17 protein-coding genes are annotated in these 17985 nt (G+C 49.3%); 11 read left to right on the forward strand and 6 right to left on the reverse strand.

Annotation, left to right across the window (positions count from 1 at the left end):
* Positions 1–118: 118 nt before the first annotated feature.
* Complete coding sequence (locus C7W93_RS18245; RefSeq protein ID WP_108441677.1) at positions 119–445, forward strand: barstar family protein; 327 nt, start codon at positions 119–121, stop codon at positions 443–445.
* Positions 446–474: 29 nt separating this feature from the next.
* Here the strand turns inward: C7W93_RS18245 and C7W93_RS18250 are convergent, their stop codons facing one another.
* The 3 genes from C7W93_RS18250 to C7W93_RS18260 all read right to left on the reverse strand — a co-directional run bounded on the left by C7W93_RS18250 (position 475) and on the right by C7W93_RS18260 (position 4237).
* The gene (locus tag C7W93_RS18250; protein ID WP_108441678.1) at positions 475–1728 is read right to left on the reverse strand and encodes a 6-phosphofructokinase; all 1254 of its coding nucleotides are present in this window, start codon (positions 1726–1728) and stop codon (positions 475–477) included.
* A 311-nt stretch (positions 1729–2039) separates the two neighbouring features.
* On the reverse strand, positions 2040–3227 hold the full coding sequence (locus tag C7W93_RS18255; RefSeq protein WP_108441679.1) for a glycerophosphodiester phosphodiesterase family protein: 1188 nt from the start codon (positions 3225–3227) through the stop codon (positions 2040–2042).
* A 182-nt stretch (positions 3228–3409) separates the two neighbouring features.
* Entirely contained in the window at positions 3410–4237 is an 828-nt protein-coding gene (locus C7W93_RS18260) for an AraC family transcriptional regulator (protein ID WP_108441680.1), read from the reverse strand.
* Between the two features lie 115 nt (positions 4238–4352).
* On the opposite strand from C7W93_RS18260, the gene C7W93_RS18265 reads away from it, so the two are divergent.
* From C7W93_RS18265 to C7W93_RS18285, 5 genes are all read left to right on the forward strand, one after another.
* On the forward strand, positions 4353–4892 hold the full coding sequence (locus C7W93_RS18265; protein WP_108441681.1) for a carboxymuconolactone decarboxylase family protein: 540 nt from the start codon (positions 4353–4355) through the stop codon (positions 4890–4892).
* Between the two features lie 19 nt (positions 4893–4911).
* The gene (gene trxA / locus C7W93_RS18270) at positions 4912–5256 is read left to right on the forward strand and encodes a thioredoxin (RefSeq protein WP_108441682.1); all 345 of its coding nucleotides are present in this window, start codon (positions 4912–4914) and stop codon (positions 5254–5256) included.
* 133 nt (positions 5257–5389) lie between these two features.
* The gene (locus C7W93_RS18275; protein WP_108441683.1) at positions 5390–5695 is read left to right on the forward strand and encodes a DUF4148 domain-containing protein; all 306 of its coding nucleotides are present in this window, start codon (positions 5390–5392) and stop codon (positions 5693–5695) included.
* A 204-nt stretch (positions 5696–5899) separates the two neighbouring features.
* Positions 5900–7261 (forward strand): glutathione-disulfide reductase, encoded by a 1362-nt coding sequence (gene gorA / locus C7W93_RS18280; protein ID WP_108441684.1) that lies wholly within the window; start codon positions 5900–5902, stop codon positions 7259–7261.
* A gap of 153 nt (positions 7262–7414) precedes the next feature.
* Complete coding sequence (locus C7W93_RS18285) at positions 7415–8509, forward strand: hypothetical protein (RefSeq protein WP_108441685.1); 1095 nt, start codon at positions 7415–7417, stop codon at positions 8507–8509.
* Between the two features lie 1100 nt (positions 8510–9609).
* Here C7W93_RS18285 and C7W93_RS18290 read toward each other — a convergent pair.
* The 3 genes from C7W93_RS18290 to C7W93_RS18300 all read right to left on the reverse strand — a co-directional run bounded on the left by C7W93_RS18290 (position 9610) and on the right by C7W93_RS18300 (position 13555).
* Complete coding sequence (locus C7W93_RS18290) at positions 9610–10044, reverse strand: hypothetical protein (protein ID WP_225869931.1); 435 nt, start codon at positions 10042–10044, stop codon at positions 9610–9612.
* A 426-nt stretch (positions 10045–10470) separates the two neighbouring features.
* Positions 10471–11553 carry a calcium:proton antiporter gene (locus C7W93_RS18295; RefSeq protein WP_108441687.1) on the reverse strand — a complete coding sequence of 361 codons (1083 nt, stop codon included), beginning with the start codon at positions 11551–11553 and terminating at the stop codon, positions 10471–10473.
* A 424-nt stretch (positions 11554–11977) separates the two neighbouring features.
* Entirely contained in the window at positions 11978–13555 is a 1578-nt protein-coding gene (locus C7W93_RS18300) for an EAL domain-containing protein (RefSeq protein WP_108441688.1), read from the reverse strand.
* Between the two features lie 312 nt (positions 13556–13867).
* On the opposite strand from C7W93_RS18300, the gene C7W93_RS18305 reads away from it, so the two are divergent.
* From C7W93_RS18305 to C7W93_RS18325, 5 genes are all read left to right on the forward strand, one after another.
* Positions 13868–14407, forward strand: coding sequence for a hypothetical protein (locus C7W93_RS18305; RefSeq protein ID WP_108441689.1), 540 nt, complete (start codon positions 13868–13870; stop codon positions 14405–14407).
* A gap of 477 nt (positions 14408–14884) precedes the next feature.
* Positions 14885–15163, forward strand: a complete 279-nt coding sequence (locus C7W93_RS18310; protein ID WP_108441690.1) for a DnaJ domain-containing protein — start codon at positions 14885–14887, stop codon at positions 15161–15163.
* Positions 15160–15696, forward strand: a complete 537-nt coding sequence (locus tag C7W93_RS18315; protein ID WP_108441691.1) for a hypothetical protein — start codon at positions 15160–15162, stop codon at positions 15694–15696. Before C7W93_RS18310 ends, C7W93_RS18315 begins: the two co-directional genes overlap by 4 nt.
* 142 nt (positions 15697–15838) lie before the next feature.
* Positions 15839–16555, forward strand: a complete 717-nt coding sequence (locus tag C7W93_RS18320; RefSeq protein WP_108441692.1) for a hypothetical protein — start codon at positions 15839–15841, stop codon at positions 16553–16555.
* Positions 16556–16704: 149 nt separating this feature from the next.
* Positions 16705–17958, forward strand: coding sequence for a hypothetical protein (locus tag C7W93_RS18325; RefSeq protein ID WP_108441693.1), 1254 nt, complete (start codon positions 16705–16707; stop codon positions 17956–17958).
* The last annotated feature ends 27 nt before the right edge of the window (positions 17959–17985 follow it).

Raw genomic sequence — 17985 nt, forward strand, 5'->3', positions numbered from 1 at the left:
AAAAAGGAAGCGCATGCGCTTCCTTTTTTTATTCCTGAACAGTTTATGCAGAGCAGTCCTCGATACTTGCGTAAAATCGTACTACTCCCCCATCCTTTCTACAAAGTGAGAAGACATCATGCCCATAGTCCGCCTAGACGGCAGCACCCTGACCGATTGGGATGCTTTTCATACTGCGTCCCACGCAGCATTTGGTTTTCCCGACTTTTATGGCCGCAACATGAGCGCCTGGATTGATTGTCTGAGCTATCTGCGCGATGAAGACGGGATGAGTAAATTTCGTTTGAAGCCAGACGAAATGTTGACTATTGAAGTGTTGAATAGCGCGACATTGCGCCAGCAAGCACCGGAAATCATTGAGGAACTGACATTTTGTGTCAGTGCCATCAATGAGCGTTATGACGACTATGGCGAGAAACCGGCGTTGCTATTGCAATTGCGCTGATTCCTCAGCATTGCGGGATTGCGGGTCAACTACACTTTAAAAGTCGCCAGTTTTTTCGGTACGGCCACGTTTTTCAGCGTTACATATAACGGCAAGCCATCTGCATATTTCGGATAATCCTCGCCCTGAATCAGTGGCAACAGATAACGCTTACATTTCTCCGTAATGCCAAAGCCATCTCTGCTGATGAAGTCCTTGGGCATAAATTTCTCGACATTCGCCACATCCTTCAAATCCGCCACGCCTATCCGGTATTTGTACGGCACATCCGATAAACGCTGGATAGTCGGCATAACAGCGTTGCGGCCTTTGACGGCTAATTGCACAGCGGCCTGACCTAATTGATAGGCCTGCTTTACGTCAGTTTTAGAGGCAATATGGCGCGCTGAACGCTGCAAATAATCTGCTACCGCCCAGTGAAACTTATACCCTAGGGCATCTTTAATCAGATTAGCAACCACCGGGGCAGCGCCACCCAACTGGGCATGGCCGAACGCATCTTTGGTCCCTTGTTCGGCTAAAAATCTGCCATCGGGATAGTGGCAACCTTCGGAGACAACGATGGTGCAATAGCCAAATTTCTTGACGTTTGCATCGACTCTGGCGAGAAATTTTTTCTGATCGAATTCGACTTCGGGAAATAAAATGACTACAGGGATATTGTGGTCAATCAACAATCCACCGGCCGCCGCGATCCATCCAGCGTGACGGCCCATGACTTCAAGCACAAAAATCTTGGTCGAAGTCTTCGCCATCGATTTCACGTCTAGCGATGCTTCGAGGGTGGATACGGCGACGTATTTGGCGACGGAGCCAAAGCCGGGACAGCAATCAGTGATGGGAAGATCGTTGTCGATAGTTTTGGGGACGTGGATCGCCTGTACCGGATAGCCCAGGGTTTCTGATAATTGCGAGACTTTGAAGCAGGTATCGGCTGAATCGCCGCCACCGTTGTAGAAGAAATAACCGATGTTATGGGCTTTGAAGACGGCGATCAGACGCTCGTATTCGCGTTTATTGGCTTCGAGACTTTTTAGTTTGTAGCGGCAAGAACCAAATGCACCGGCTGGGGTGTAGCGTAATGCCGCGATGTCGGCGATGGATTCTTTGCTGGTATCGATCAGGTCTTCGGTGAGTGCGCCGATAATGCCGTTGCGACCGGCGTAGACTTTGCCGATGATGTCTTTGTGCTTGCGGGCGGTTTCGATTAGGCCGCAGGCGGAGGCGTTGATGACGGCGGTGACGCCACCGGATTGCGCGTAGAAAGCGTTCTTTTTAGCCATGGTGGGGAGGGTCTCCAGTTATCGGTAGTTAGCTGGATAGTATTGCTAGTTGCGGGGGTTAATGCAATCGAATCTCTTTTGTTGCTATTTTGAGGGGACGCGGTTTTGTTTGGGTGGCCGGTAATTGAAACGGTTAGCGCTCCGTGGCTAGTTTATCGGCGGTAGCCCGACAGCTAGTCATTTTTTTTTGCTTCGGCTAGGCGTCCCCGCGGAAAACGCACCCAAGAAGAAAGTGACCGGCTGCCGGGCCACCCCGGCTTGCATCAACGGAGCGCCAACCATTTCAACTACCAACAGTCAGCTTTACATAATCACTTATTCACAGCCAACCACTCATCCAAAGCAACCCGCCCGGTAGTAGAAAAATCCGTAAAAACGCCGTCCGTCCCTAAATCAAAATAAGCCTTATATTCTGCCTTAGGATCACCATGATAAGTCTTAGTCAACCGTGTTCCCTCATCCCGAAACGTGAACGGATGCACAAACAACCCTAATTTATGTGCATCAGCAACCAAATTAGTAGGCGCCATATTCGACGCCTGATCCAGCGTCTTCACCGCGTTCCCAGCAGCATCCACCCCTTGCGGCGGCAAAATATACAACTTCCATGGGCCAATCCCATCAGCATACGTCCGGATTTCAGCCAATCCCGCTGGCGTCACCATCGCCGCAAACGTGCGTGGATCATTCGCCTTCAACCATGAATATGGCTTAGCCGTATCCGGTGAACCATACGTCATCACGCCCGTTTTAAAATCAGTCCCATCGCCATCGATCAACTGCACAACTTTAGTTTTCAATCCCATCTTGCGCATCAGCTTCAGACTAACCGGCTCAAACGACTGCACAAACACTGGCGAATCGGGTGTATTCCAACCTTCGTTGTTCAGCATCTCCAGCAACTTCGCCTCCAGCGGCAAACCTAACTCACGCTGATAAAGCGGGTTCTTGGTTTCTGGATAAACATACAGTTTGCGCTGCGGCTCAGCAGCCATAGTTTGCTTGGCCAAATCAATAATTTCCTGAAACGTCGCCATCTGGAATTGACCATCATACTGCTTGCTGCGTACAGCAATCGGTTGTTTAACCCGCAATGTTTTGAGTTCTGCGGCAGTGAAATCACTGATATACCATTCTGGCCCAGTCGCCACGCCATCTACCATGCGCGATTTTCTGCGTGAAGCAAATTCAGGATGATTCGCAACGTCCGTTGTGTCGCTCAAAAATACGTTATGACAGGCAAATAACACCCCATCGCTAGACGATTGCAAATCCAGCTCAAGCGCATCTGTGCCTGCCGCTATCGCAGCTTTATAACCGGCGATAACTTCTTCAGGATAAAGGCCCGGCAAACCGCGATGCCCGACGATCAATGGCCGATTGCCATCCAGCGTTTTAAAGTGGCCAGCTGCTTGTAAATTGCCGTCGTTGCTGGCACAGCCAGCGATAAAAAGTGCGGCAGCGATAAGTGTGGCGGTTGCGATGAATGGGCGTTTCATAAGTCCTCGGGATGTGTTTTATCAGACGTTCTCCGCACAGATATTAGCCATAACATGCACAGCAATATCGGTACGAAAAATGGATACCGTAGTAAACACCCCTTACGTGACGACTTAATGACGGATTAATTACCGCTGCGTGACGCATGTTTGCGCCACCTTTTATCGCTTTAAGCCATGCATCAAGCCATCACATGTTGCGCCAGCCATTCCGTCGGCGAAGCGCCAATCCGCTGACTGAACACCCGCGTAAAAGCGGTTGGACTGAGATAGCCAACTGCCGGTGCCACCAGCTTCAGCGATTGACCACCCTTCAACATTACCTGCGCGACGCCGACGCGCCAGTCGGTCAGATAATCCAGCGGCGTCATCCCGACAGTTTCACGGAAATGCACTGCAAAACGCGCTCTGGACATGCCCGCGGACTCGGCCAATTGCTCTAACGACCAGCTTTGCTCTGGCCGCTCGTGCATCGCAGTAATCGCCTTTGCCAGACGCTGATCGCCTAGCCCTGCCAAGATCCCGCCGACCACCAATTTAGTATTCATGGCGTGACGCAACAACAGAATCATGAAGTATTCGGTCAAGCGATCAACCGCTGCCTGCCGCCCGCAATTATCAGAAAATGCCTCGGCAAACAGCAACGCCAGCATTGGCTGTAAACCCGGCACTGACGCCAGCGGCACCACCATTACTTCGGGCAACGCTTTTATGACCGGATTTTCCGGACCGCCGCCGAACTTGATGTTGGCGCACACCATTTCGGCCTTATCGTGCTCATCCGCTTGCAAACGATGCACGCTAGGCCGTGGGAAAAACAATACCGACGGTTTCTCTATCGTAATTGGCTCGAAATGTGGCCGTAAAACCGTCAGGCGACCACTGCTAATTAAATGTATATGTCCACTGCCATCCAACAACGCAGCGTCGGTACTGCCGCATAAAGCACCGGTATGAAACACCTGCGCAGAGGGGGCAAAGCGTGCAAACAACGGCGACAATCTATCCATTTTTTCCTCAGATTGATACTAACTGCGTTATTTTTAAGACTTTCGATAACAAATAGTATCACTTTCCATGACATGATTCTTCCCATGCACTTCGCAGTCATTAAAGGAAAACGTTATGTCCCGCATCCCCGCTTTGACCCTCGCCCAAGTTGACCCCGCCACCGCGATCACATTGACGGCAGTGAAAAGCAAACTTGGCAGAATTCCCAACGCCATCGCCACATTAGCGCAAGCACCGGCCGCACTCAACAGTTATCTGGCGATGTCCGAGGCGCTTAGCAAAGGTCGCTTGAGCGCACGTCAAACCCAAATCATTGCCCTGGCAGTGGGTCAGGCAAATAGTTGTCAGTACTGCTTGTCGGCCCACACGTTAATGGGCAAAGCAGCCGGTTTAAGCGGCGAAGAAATTTTGGCGGCGCGCGCCGGACACGCGACCGCAGCGGCGGATGATGCGCTGGCTGCGTTTGCAGTGAAAGTCGTAGAACAACGCGGCGTGCTGAGTAATGAAGAGGTCGATGCGGCCCGTGCAGCAGGTCTGGACGACGGTCTGATTATCGAAACCATCGCTAGCGTGGTCTTTAATATTCTGACCAATTACACCAACCATATTGCGGCTACCGACGTTGATTTCCCGGCCGTCGCCACCGCACTTTAATTGCATAGGAGTTACTGACATGTCCGCCTTACCAGATATCAAAGCTGACGCTGTGCCTGCATTTACTAACAGCACATCCGGTATTTCGTTGATCGATTTTTGGGCACCGTGGTGCGGCCCTTGCAAAGTGCAAACGCCGACTCTGGATGCGCTTTCGGCTGAATTTGAAGGTCAGGTAAGAATGGCAAAGGTCAATGTCGATGACGCTGCCGAGCTGGCGCAAGCCCATGGAATCCGAGGGATACCGACGCTGGTGTTGTTTGAAGACGGAAAACCTATCGCGCAAAAAGTCGGCTTGCAAAGCAAGTCGTCATTGCAGGATTGGTTAAGCGCCGCCGTGCTGCAACACCAACAACGTCAATAATGTGAACAACCCGCAGCATAGCTTTACCTAACGAACTTGCAGCATCCTGCCCGGCAATCCTGTCTGGCAGGTCCCGAACGAACATTGTTTTCAATGCCCGTCATACATTTAGCATTACTACTGAAAGATTAAAATGAACATCCAAAAATTGATGATCTCTGCCGCCCTTGTTGCTGTTACTACTGCTACCGCCGGTGCTGCGATGGCTGAAGCACGTTATCCGGTTGACGCACCATTTGTCTCCACCAAAACCCGCGCCGAAGTTGTCGCGCAATTGACGCAGGCTGGTGATCAGGGACGTTTGAATTATGCCAATTCGGCCTATCCGGTTTTGCAAACACCCGTGTCTACCAAAACCCGTGCTGAAGTAAAACAAGAACTGGCGATTGCGGAAGCCAGTGGCGAGCTGGACAACATTCGCCACAACGGCGGTAATTAAGCCGATCCCCGGCTAACGGCGTTTGACACCGTTAGTCGGGGAGGGTGGATACTTTACGAGGCAGGTTGCGCATGGCGCACCCTGCCTCGTTTGCTGTGCCGATCATCAGCGGATCAGCCCGGCTGGTGCAAACAAGTTAAGATGACTTTTTTGGACCTGCATCTATTGTCAGAGCTGGCCGATAACGATTAAGGAGAAATTTTTATGTCTTTTGATGTCGATTTATTCGTCATTGGCGCCGGTTCCGGCGGTGTGCGCGCTGCGCGCTTTGCAGCTGGTTTTGGTGCGCGTGTCGCGGTCGCCGAGAGCCGCTATTTGGGCGGCACCTGTGTCAATGTCGGCTGCGTGCCTAAAAAGTTGCTGGTGTATGGCGCGCACTTTAGCGAAGATTTTGAGCAGGCCAGCGGCTTTGGCTGGACCACATCCAAGCCGACGTTTGACTGGACCACGCTGATCGCCAATAAAGACCGCGAAATTCATCGGCTAAATGACGTCTATCGCAAGCTACTGGTCAATAGTGGCGTCGCGCTGCACGAAGGCCACGCCCGGATAATTGACGCGCATACCGTAGAAATTAACGGTCAGCGCCTGCGTGCCGCGAATATTCTGATCGCCACTGGCGGCTGGCCGCATGTGCCGGATATTCCCGGCAAAGAGTTAGCGATTACGTCGAATGAGGCATTTTTTCTGAAGCAGTTGCCGCGCCGCGTGTTGGTCGTTGGCGGCGGTTATATTGCGGTCGAATTCGCATCAATTTTTCATGGACTCGGCGCCGATACAACGCTGGTCTATCGCGGCGAATTGATACTGCGCGACTTTGACCGTAGCGTGCGACAACATTTGCATGAGGAATTGCTGAAAAAAGGCCTGAAGCTGGAATACAACGCCGACATCGCCCGCATCGACAAACAGGACGACGGTAGCCTTGCGGTGACCTTAAAAGACGGTCGCGTGCTCGCAACCGATTGCGTGTTTTATGCCACTGGCCGCCGTCCGATGCTGGACAATCTTGGGCTGGAAAACACCGCCGTGGCATTGGACGAAAAAGGTTTTATCAAGGTCGATGACAATTATCAAACTACTGAACCGTCGATACTGGCGCTGGGCGATGTGATCGGTCGCGTGCAATTAACGCCGGTGGCATTAGCCGAAGGCATGGCGGTGGCGCGGCGCTTATTCCGCCCCGAGGAATATCGTCCGGTCGATTACAACACTATTCCGACGGCGGTATTTAGCCTGCCCAACATCGGCACGGTCGGGGTGAGCGAAGAAGCAGCGCGCAAAGCGGGACATAACGTGACCATCTTTGAAAGCCGATTCCGCCCGATGAAGCTGAGTTTTAGCGAATCTGACGAGAAAACCTTGATGAAATTGGTGGTGGACGCCGATACCGATAAAGTATTGGGCTGCCACATGGTCGGGCCGGAGGCGGGCGAGATCATTCAGGGGATTGCTGTGGCGTTGAAAGCCGGAGCGACTAAACGCGTGTTTGACGACACCATCGGGATTCATCCGACCTCGGCGGAGGAGTTCGTCACGTTACGCACGCCGGTACCACTCCGATAAGCGCTGGATTATCGGGGCTGACCAACTCTCGGACCGGCAACCAGAAATGCAAAAGAGGCCCAACCGGGCAAGCCCCTCCGAAAACTTGTTGAAAAATTTTCGCTTTAGTTAGCGAAAAATCAGGCAGTAATAGGTAGAAAAAGAAAAGACCATATGGGAAACTATGTGGTCTTTTTCTTTTTGGCAATCAATATGAAACTTCGCTTGCTATGTGGTCTATCCATCCTTTTGAGCCTTTGGCTTGGGAATTCATATGCAATGACTTTCTCTGCCCCAAAGCACGAGTTCTACGATGTCTTTGCATGGGAAAACTCGCACTCAGGAAAAACACGAATTTATGCAGATGGAGAAATCACTGACAACACGGCACAAGAATTTAAAGCATTCGTCATGGCTAACAAGATTGAAAATGCAATGGTTTTATTAAATTCAGGTGGCGGTTCACTGGTTGAAGGTATGCGCCTTGGTTCTGCCATTAGAGAGTTGGGTTTTGATACAGGCATTGCCACCTACTCCAATGGAAAAATGATTGAGCAAGGAACGTGTGCAAGTGCATGTGCCTATGCATTTGCTGGTGGAATAGGAAGAAATTATTTAGGCAAAGGAACACGACTAGGAATTCATCAATTCTATTCAGCAGACCCGAATGTATCTAATCAAGCAAGTCAAGAAGTTAGTGGATTGATTGTTGCCTATCTTCAGAAGATGGGGGTTGATGCTTTTGCTTTTTCTGCTGCTAGTTTTGTCGGTAAAGAAAATATGTTATGGCTTACCGTAGAAGATGCGGAAAAACTTCAATTTGCAAACGACGGAGCATTCCCCACCACAGCAGAACTAAAGCAATCTAAAACGGATACATATTTGAAAGTTGAGCAACGAAGAATTAATGGAACAGCAAGGCTACTTTTCTTTTGCAACAATAAACACATTGCTCTTACAGGTGGATTGGTAACTACTGAAGAAGATGCAAAGAATAAAGACGATTGGGCAACTCGCACTTACTTAAATTTTGATAACAATACAATTCAACTAGAAACTAGGACAAAAAATCCAAAAGGTTTTAATGTTAGTGGCTCTGTTGCTTGGGTAACGCGAACTCTGACAGGTAACGATTTAAATAAATTAATGTCCTCAAAATTAATTACGGTTGGAATCGGTAGCGATGGTGCAATGGCGTATGTCGGTAATGCAGATATAACAAAGGTTAAAGATAAAATCGGAAACTTTATTAATAACTGCATTCAATAAATAAAGATTACAATAATTTTTTAATCAATTATTTGAAATAATCATGGATAAACTAGAAATCCAGGCAGGTAATTTAAATACTTGGTTTAGTAGTGAAATGATTTAAATTGATTATTATATTAGAAACCCTTATGTCTAATTAACAAATATAAATAGACTGATATAAGTACATGATATTTGGCCTTAGTCTATTTTCGAGTTAACATTGCTTTATAGTTTTTAATATAAAGTGATAAAAATCAAAACCGAAAAACTTCCTATAATTCCTCAGGAAAGTAACGGCGTTCAATATAATTTCTGTAAAAATCCAAGTTGCAATAACTTTGGAATTCCTGCCTCTCAAGACCGGAAGTATGGAAATAGTGAATATACAATTAACTCTGCTGGTAAAGACTTCCCTCTATTAAAATGCTCCTGCTGTGGTGAAACTCCACCACTTAAAAGCAATGATGGTATTTATGAATTAGAACGAATTTCTTCATATCTCAGTATCAGCACAAAGGCTGTTTCCAAATCAAAATTTTCAATTCCCAGGAAAAATTGCTCAGTCGTGGTCAAATCTTGATAATACCGATCCTAAATATATTTATGCCAAGAAAAATAACCTTTGGCACTATCATATTGGACATACTGAATATGTTCAAAGCAATGGTCCATATATGACTTCAGAATGGATTGTTCATTTTATTTGGAATAAATATGATAAAAAGAATTGCAATAAAATAAAGTTGGTGGATTACACTCCACATAAAATATTAGGCTCCTTCCCACAGCCACAGCCTTATACTTTAGAATAATTTTACTTCTATTAACCAAGCCCTCAAACGAGGGCTTTTCTTTTCTCTATTCCTATTCATTCCACTGCCAAACCCTGCCTTTGAATTGCCCATAAAAAAGTTGGTAAATTGAACGACTATGAAAAAAGCCCCAAACCTTGATGGAATGGGGCTTTATAGTTAGGAGTCGCTGATTTTTTTTAATAAGTTTTCAGAGGGGCTTGCCAACCGGGCCTCTTTTTGTTTTTTGCAGGAGTCGTTTAACTTTCTTTGCTTTGCAGATTTATCTGCTCCGGCAAACAAAGATTAACCACCCTACTCGCATCAGAAATGCTGTTTGATAACCTCGTCAAACGCTTCTTCAGCCGACTTGCCCTGCTTCATCAATACCGTGATATCGATCGAATATTCACCGATGCTAGGCGGAAGCAGGTCGCGATGGGTCTTGAAATAGTCGTATTTTTGCGAATCGATCAGATCCTGTACTTTGACCGTAGCAGCACGCGTGCCGCCAGTGGTGCGGGTACGGGTTGCGCTGACTTTGGCGCGGACACCAACACCTGCGATGGCGGCGTTGATTTGGTCTAGTGTATACACCACGCTACCGTTGCTGCCCACAAATTCATCCGTCACCGGATGCAGCAAATGATGGGTGCTGTTGAACGCCATTTTTTTATCAGAGCTGTTAATGACCTGATAAAACGGGCGTTGCCCACCGTGGGCCAGCCCGAACTGAACGCGATCTCCGTAGGTTTTCATTTGTCCTACTACGTCATTCAGGTAATCAGCTGACAGAGTATGAATTGTGCCGTCCCAGCGCTTGCTTCTTGTCGTCTTCAAAATACAATATGTCCAATAATGATGGCTAAACCGCGTTACGCCGGTCTGATGCTGGGGATTTGCACCAAATTGGGCTAAGCCGTGCCGGGCGTAATTCAGGCCAGTAATTCAAAGTGATAAATCAGATTAGACCGACATTATCCCCCGGCACCATTTATTCCGAACAGACTCAGGCAAAATATTTTTACATTATTTTGCATAAATATTGCCTCAAAGCATGAAAAAATTGAGATTTGCTGCCAATGTGCGTTGATTTGGCTCCTAAGCTGCGCTGGGCGCGCATCTCAGGGCAACTTAGGGATAACTTGACGTCTGGGCAACTTTTGTGTCTTGCAGCTGGGTGGCTTAAGGAACAATCGTTGTGAAGAGGTAAACCGCAAAAATAACCAAATGGATGGTGCCCTGCATCACGGTGGTGCGGCCGGTCCCGAGCGACAGCGTGGCGACGATGAAAGACAGCAATAGCAAGACGGTGGATTTGATGTCTAGTCCCAAAGACAAAGTCCAACCGGTCGTCAGCGAGACGATCGCTACCGCAGGAATGGTCAGACCGATACTGGCCAAGGCCGATCCAAGGGCTAAATTCAAACTGGTTTGCAAACGGTTAGCGCGTGCCGCACGTACCGCCGCCAAGCCTTCTGGCAATAAGACGACGGCGGCAATAATGATGCCGACCAGCGTTTTCGGCGCACCGGCGCTGGCGACTACCGCTTCCAGCGTTGGGGCCAGCGATTTTGCTAACAATACGACTGCGCCTAAACACAGCAGCAACAGACCGCCACTGATCCAGGCCACTTTGACGGACGGTGGAGCAGCATGAACTTCTTCATCATTGGTGGATTCATCCGGCAGAAAATAATCGCGGTGGCGAACTGTCTGGACTAGTACAAATGTGCCGTACAACACTAAAGAAATGACGGCAATAAACGCTAGTTGGCTGTTGCTATACACCGGACCGACTACGCTCGATGTGTAATTAGGCAGCACCAGCGTCAGCACCGCAATCGCTGCCAGCGTCGCCAGCGATGCACTGACGCCCAATAGGCCGAAGGTCTGCTCTTTGTGGCGACTGGCCCCTGCCAATAGACAAATACCGACGATACCGTTGAGGATAATCATGATGGCCGCGAATACCGTATCGCGCGCCAGACCCATTGTTTCTTCGCCACCCGCCAGCATCAGCGACACAATCAACGCCACTTCAATCAGCGTTACCGCCAATGCCAGCACCAAGGTCCCATAAGGTTCTCCGACCCGATGTGCGACGACTTCTGCGTGGTACACGGCGGACAGTACACCGCCCAACAAGCCAAGGACCAGAATGATTGAATAGGCAGCGCCAAGATTAAACTGGGTACCGGCTAGCAGTATCCAGCCAGCAATCGGCGCAACGACGGTCCATTTGGGGAGGGGGGGAAATTTTTTCATGTCCCCGATTGAACACGACTAGAACATTTTTTGCAAGCAAGCGTTTGCGGTAATAACGCTGATTGACTAGCTAAAACACCGTTTTTTTACTCTATCTGCCATCAGATGCGATTTTCGACATGGAGCGATACGAGACGTCAAACCAAGGAATTCACTTAAATTACAGCAGCAAACCTCTATTTTTTTAATCCTCACGAAGTACAGTGCCCTGCTCTCTCCACCAACGACAAAGACAAAGACAAAGACAAAGACAAAGATAGACGACTATCACGCTAATTGGCACCGTCGCTATTTATAAATCGCAAAAAATTTCTATTTCCCCCTCCAAAACCTTGTCATTTTTTACTGAATGTAGATGCGCTTTCGATCGAGGGGGAAAACGGTCTGCTTTTAAATCACTGCCCGGCGTCTCATCTTTGCGTCGTCACACCGCTTCAACTTTGCTCGCTTGGTTGCGTCGATAAAAATTTAAAAATTCCTCTGCTGGTAAAGCCTTTGCAAACAACCAGCCCTGACCGTATTCAACTTCCCGGGCTAGCAAATAATCAGCTTGTTCCTGGGTTTCTATACCCTCTGCAATGATATCCAGTTGCAGGGTTTTAGCCATGCCGATGATGTGCGGCGTCACGCTGCTGGTAGCAGAATCGGTACCGATGGTGTCGATAAAGGATTTGTCGATTTTCAACGCATCCAATGGAAATCCTAGCAGATACGACAAACTCGAATAGCCGGTCCCAAAATCGTCAATCGCCACTGCAAATCCCATCGTGCGAGCACGGCAAATCGTCGTTCGCGCGGCTTCAATATCCATAAAACCGCGTTCAGTTGCCTCCAGCCAGATTTGTTTTGGCTTGATACCCGTGTCACGTAAAGCGCTTTCAAGTACGGCCAGTACCCGCCCGGTCTTAATGTCTTGCGCGCTGAGGTTGATGGCAATATGCAGGCCACTATTGGATGCCAGACATTTTTTCATATCGCGCACCACAGCGGCAATCACCTGATCGGTAATCGGCAAAATCAAGCCGCTTTCTTCGGCCAGCGGAATAAATAAATCCGGGCGCGTCATACTGCCGTCCGGATGCTGCCATCGGACTAACGCTTCGGCGCCGATGCAAAGCCCCGTACTTAGCTTAACGATCGGCTGATAATAGACAACAAATTCGCGCCGCTCCACTGCAATCTTCAGTTCCCCTAATGGCGACAACCTTCGGCGTAAAACCCAAATCACGATACCGACAATAAACGCCGCCATCAGAAATCCAAACGGCAGCAATACCATGCGTTCACGCTGCAATTGGCCTAATATATTACTGTGCGGTTCGACGGCGACGGCGACTAAGCCGGCGTCCCGAACGACTGCGAACAGATGATCACCGCCATACGCCCGATTTTCCCTTTTAGTCGGCGTGTTAATCATGGTATTGATCCGCGCCAGATTCGGGTCATTCAACGCACCCAATAATTTGCCATTAGATGTTTGTACGACTAATTGAATCGTCGGATCGAGAATAATGTCTGTAAAGCGTTCGGAATCGATCAGCGCCACATACGAATTGTGATACAGCGCTGCCATGCTTTTGCCGCCACTGACTTCGGGTGTAGTCCCCAAACTGACGCTAATTCCATCCTGCGTCGTAAAATCGACCGGCGCTTGCTTTATCTTTTTGTGCGTGAGGCCGCCTGCGGTGCATTTCAATGCGCCATTTTCGACATAGCCGATATCGTCGACATTGCGCGATGTCACTGTCACCATTCGCATCTGCCTGATATGTTCTTCGGAACAAAGCGCGACGTTCATATAATCGAACTTATTCAACGCAGCGTTCGCCCCCCGAAAAGTCATATTGGTGCGTTCAAGCGCCCGTTGTGCAAAATATTGCAGGCGCTGTTCTTCTACGCTGGTGGCGCGTGTCAAAGAAAGATGCAAAGTCAGCGCGATTGGCCCCACTGCGCCAATTAAGGCGGCTAGTGTTGCTAGGATAATGACCCAAATACGATGCAAATACTTCTCCTGATGGACCTGCATGGAACGTCGGGATATCCGGTGTCATGAGATGGGATAGATTCGGTGAGCACAGTGGCATAATGGCACAGTGCCTTCCAGCAAGTCTATCCTTATGCAGCCCACCCAGCGTAACTAAATACGGTACTCTTTTTCATGTGAAAACATCGGGAATTGACCTCAATGCAGTCAAGGCGCAGCGCTGCAATCCCAAATTAGCCCGGATGCGTCTGCGCTGCAAAGCACTGCTGTGGCAAGCCGGAATTTGGACTAAGATACGTTCCCCGACCTTTCACCGTGAGTGCTTTAATAATGACTGATTTGCCGATCCCCTCTGCGGATATCAACGACGCGCTCGATCTTGACCTCGATGCCGACCAAGACGCTGCGGAGACCACCACCCAAGAACCCCGACTTTGGCGCGATGTAGGCTGGACCGCGCGCGTCATCAAAAATGTCGACGATGAAGGCTGGGCGGTAGAGATGATCAAAGATGGCGAGCCGGAACCGGCGTTGGTCGGTCCATGGACCATGGGCCGAGACAAGAAAAATCCCAAGCCACTGGATACCAACGCGTTCAATACGCTGGTAAAGACGGCTTCAGAAGTCTTGCGCCGTCACGAGCAACAATTGCATGCGATGTTGCATAAAGAAGTATTGGTCGCGACCGCATCGGCGGCGATTAATGTCACGCTGGATATTATTCCTGACGATGACTTTCCATATGCATTGCTGACCGCGCATGATGAAGACGGCGTGCAATTGGCGCAAGTTCAGGTCCGATCCAACTTCACGCTAACTAAAACCAGTGCGTCGGCATGGATAGAGGGCGATTTCCGCAAGCCTGCCTGACGCGACTTTTTGCCACTCTTGCAATCGCTGAAATGCGTTCATGGCCCATTATTACTACGACAACTAAATCGTTACACCCGGCATGAACGTCATTTTCGCAAGCACTTGATGGCATTTTAGAAATATTTTCTCTATGACAATGTGCCAAATTCGCCACACTGCGATCAACCAATCGGCCTATTATTGAAAAAAGTTTCCGGCCGTTAAAAGACCCACCGAATTGCCTTGTTCTTTGCTGGCAAATCTGCATAATTAGCTTGCCCTTAAGTCGTCCGTCTCCATATACCCTGCGTAGGTTGCCGACGCGACATCGACTTACCCCCTGGCAGTGGTGTATCCTCCTGCATCCGTTTCTGGAGAAGGAAATGCAAATACGCAACACCTTCTAAGCAAGAGCACGGAAATATCAGCGATCGCCAGCAACACATCAGCGCGCAGATTCACACAAAAACGCATCCAACACGGGCTTTAGAACGTATGAAAGACTACTACGCCGTTCTCGGCATCGAGAGCAATGCGCCGGTTAACACGATAAAAGCCGCCTATCGCAAGAAGGCATCAGAGTTTCATCCGGATAGAAATACGTCGCCAGATGCACCGGCGCAGTTTCGCCAGGTACAAGAAGCCTACGATTTGCTATCGGATGACATCAAGCGCCACGAATACGATGAAAACCGGCGTCGCAGCTTGCTGGAAAACCCGCTGGAAACAGCGCAACAAATCTGGACTACTTACATAAACAAGGTTCTGCAATGATGCTTTCCGCTTATTTTGAAGATTTGACCAAAGCCTATCAGGCTGAACTGGAAGACTTGCGCAGCGATTCCGAAGGTAACGATATTCTCAGCACCCGGTTAAAAGCCAAGCGCGCACAGTTTGCGTTGATGATGCCGATGATTGATACCGCGCCCGAAATGGTGTCGGTCGCTTTCCACGGCGGCGTTAGTTTTCCGCATCCGCATGGCATGACGATGCTGTCGACCAACGAGCCGGAAGAGTTTCCATCGTGGGAAGAGATCGCCAAACTCGTCGAATTTGCGCCTTGGGCAGAGAAGCTGGCGGAAATTGCGTTAAAAGAAACCGGTGGCGAAAACTTTCTGATTACGACTGTTTGCCTGGAATATTTGCACGAAAAGAGCAACGGTAATTACAGCGGCGAGTACGCGCATTCCAGCATTGATGAATCCGACGATAGCGTGGACGAAGTCGAACGTGACGAAGAACGCGATCAGGATCTGGAAACTGAGGGTGCTGACTGGTTGGCCGAGCAAGGTTTTGACCGTCATTAATTGGCTTCATTAATTGGCTTCAGTAACTGGCCTCATTAGCTGGCCTCAGTAATTGACGTCATTAATCGATGCCATTACTCGGCCTCATTACTCGCTGTCTTGAACATCCACCTCAATATCGTTAATTTTTACAAAGTAAGCCATGACAAACGCGCTCATAGTAAAAGCTGCCAGTTTGATTCGCGACGGTGACATTGCCGGTGCCGAATTTGCGCTGGTGAACCTGGCCGAAACCGAAGGCGATTACGCCTTGGTCGCTGTGTTGGAGGAAATGCCGCCAAAAGACTTGCTGGCCGTAATTCGTGAATACGACACATCGAAAGAATCGGTCGTCAATTTGCTCGTCACGCCAGAGCAATTCGCCCGCGCCGTGGTCATCGAAAAACTGTACGCCGACCATACACATATCCGCCTGCGCGGAATGATGAATTCGGTGCTGTTTCGCGACGATACCAAAACGGCCGAATTTATCGAAGCCATCGCGGACCACGAAGGCGGCTACGAAGCGTTTATCGACTATCTGTCCGACCGCGATGAAGAAGTCGCGCATTTCGCCGCCTTTGACACGTTTAATATCAATTTTTCAGAAGAGCGCGACGTTGTCGAAAAAGCCGAAGTTGCCGATCGCGACTGGAAAGAACTCACCTGGTTGCTAAAGCATGAGCACGAAGACATCTTCGAGCAAATCTGGCCAACGCTGAAAAAACGCAGCATCGAACGCAAACGGCGCGAAGCCGAGCTTGAGCGACTGGAACAGCAAGAAGCCGAGCAGGAATACGATGACGAACAACCGGCCCCAGTAAAAGCCGCCGTCAAACCGAGCATCGCGATTGATCCGTCTGAGGAATCTGCGCTATAAAGCGTATTCTGCATCTTGTATCAGAGAGTCAGACATCGTCAGACAGTCAATCCAGAACGTCAATCAGGGCGGATAAGCAGTGCTTATCCGCCCTGTATCATTGACCTCTGCCCGCCCATCACCGCCCATCACTTTTTATATGCATAGCCATGTCCGATAACAACCGCAGTATCGCTACGGTCGATAAGCGTCCTTTTTTTGAAAAAGCGCTGAGTTACGGCGCGCAAAACGGCCTGATCGATCACGCAAAATGCCAGGCCATTATTAGCGACGGTGCAAAAGGATCGGTGCAAATTGCCAATTTTTTCGGCGCCAGCCATTTGCATACCGATCTGGATAACGCGCGCAAACGCATGGTCAATCTGATCAGCCTGTTTCTGGAAGAAACCTGCCAAGGCAATCTTGAAAAAGCAGCGACATCCTTGCGCGACAACACGTTTCTATCGCATTCACGCGGCGGCAACGAAATGCTGAAGGCTTTACACGCATTGCCGGACTGCGCCGTATTTGGCGATGTAAAAAGCCAAGACTTAAAAAGCTTTCAGGACGAACGCACGCTGGTCAAACCATTCACGTTAAGCGCCTATCGCAAAGAACGTCAAACCCGCGAAGAAGACGCCAACACCCTGGCAGCTGCCACCTGGTTCGCCAAAAGTATGGCGTTGCCCCGCTCGGCGTTGGAATTTACCAGTGCCGAAACCGTGATTCGCAGCGCGATATTAGTCCGTGCCGCCGGCGCAGACAGCTTCCCAAATCGCAATGCTTTCTCTACCCTGCTTAAAACATTACGAGAACAGGCAACCAAGCAAGTAACCGTAGCTGGCAAATTAAAAATTGCCAAAAAATTGCTGGATGATGTGCCGGATGAATATCGGAAAATCAGCGACAAGATTCGCCGCGAAATTGAAAAACATGATTTGCCGCAGATAGCGAACAGCGCGATTGCGCTTGATGAATTGCGCAATACGGTTGAATTGCGTTATTTTGTGCGCGAAAGTGGCATGGACGACGTCGACGAATTCGACACGCTGATGTCGGAAGAATGGCGCAAAGTGACCAACGGCAAAGAAGACCCGTTCTCGCGCCTGACCGCTTTTTTATGCATCGCCGCTGAAACCAAAGCCAAAACCATCATTTCAGAAACGGAAGCGAAAGCGATTATTCGCCAGGTTCGTCATCATGGTTTCAATAGTGAGGCCGTCGCCGACTTCATCACCACTGCCGCGCCGTTTGAAATGAAAGAAAATTTACTCGCGCTGTGGGAAGACGAATTCTTGCCGGAAGCCTCGGCCTATTTGCTGGACGAAGACGATATTAAATACATCGCCGCGATGAAGTTTTTAAAAGAGAATTGCAACATCAAGCATAAAGCTGTGGCTGCGGAGAAGAAAAAAGCTTCATAAAACGCCGCATCGTCATGCCACGGCATG

Source organism: Glaciimonas sp. PCH181 (assembly GCF_003056055.1).
Classification (GTDB): Bacteria; Pseudomonadota; Gammaproteobacteria; order Burkholderiales; family Burkholderiaceae_D; genus Glaciimonas.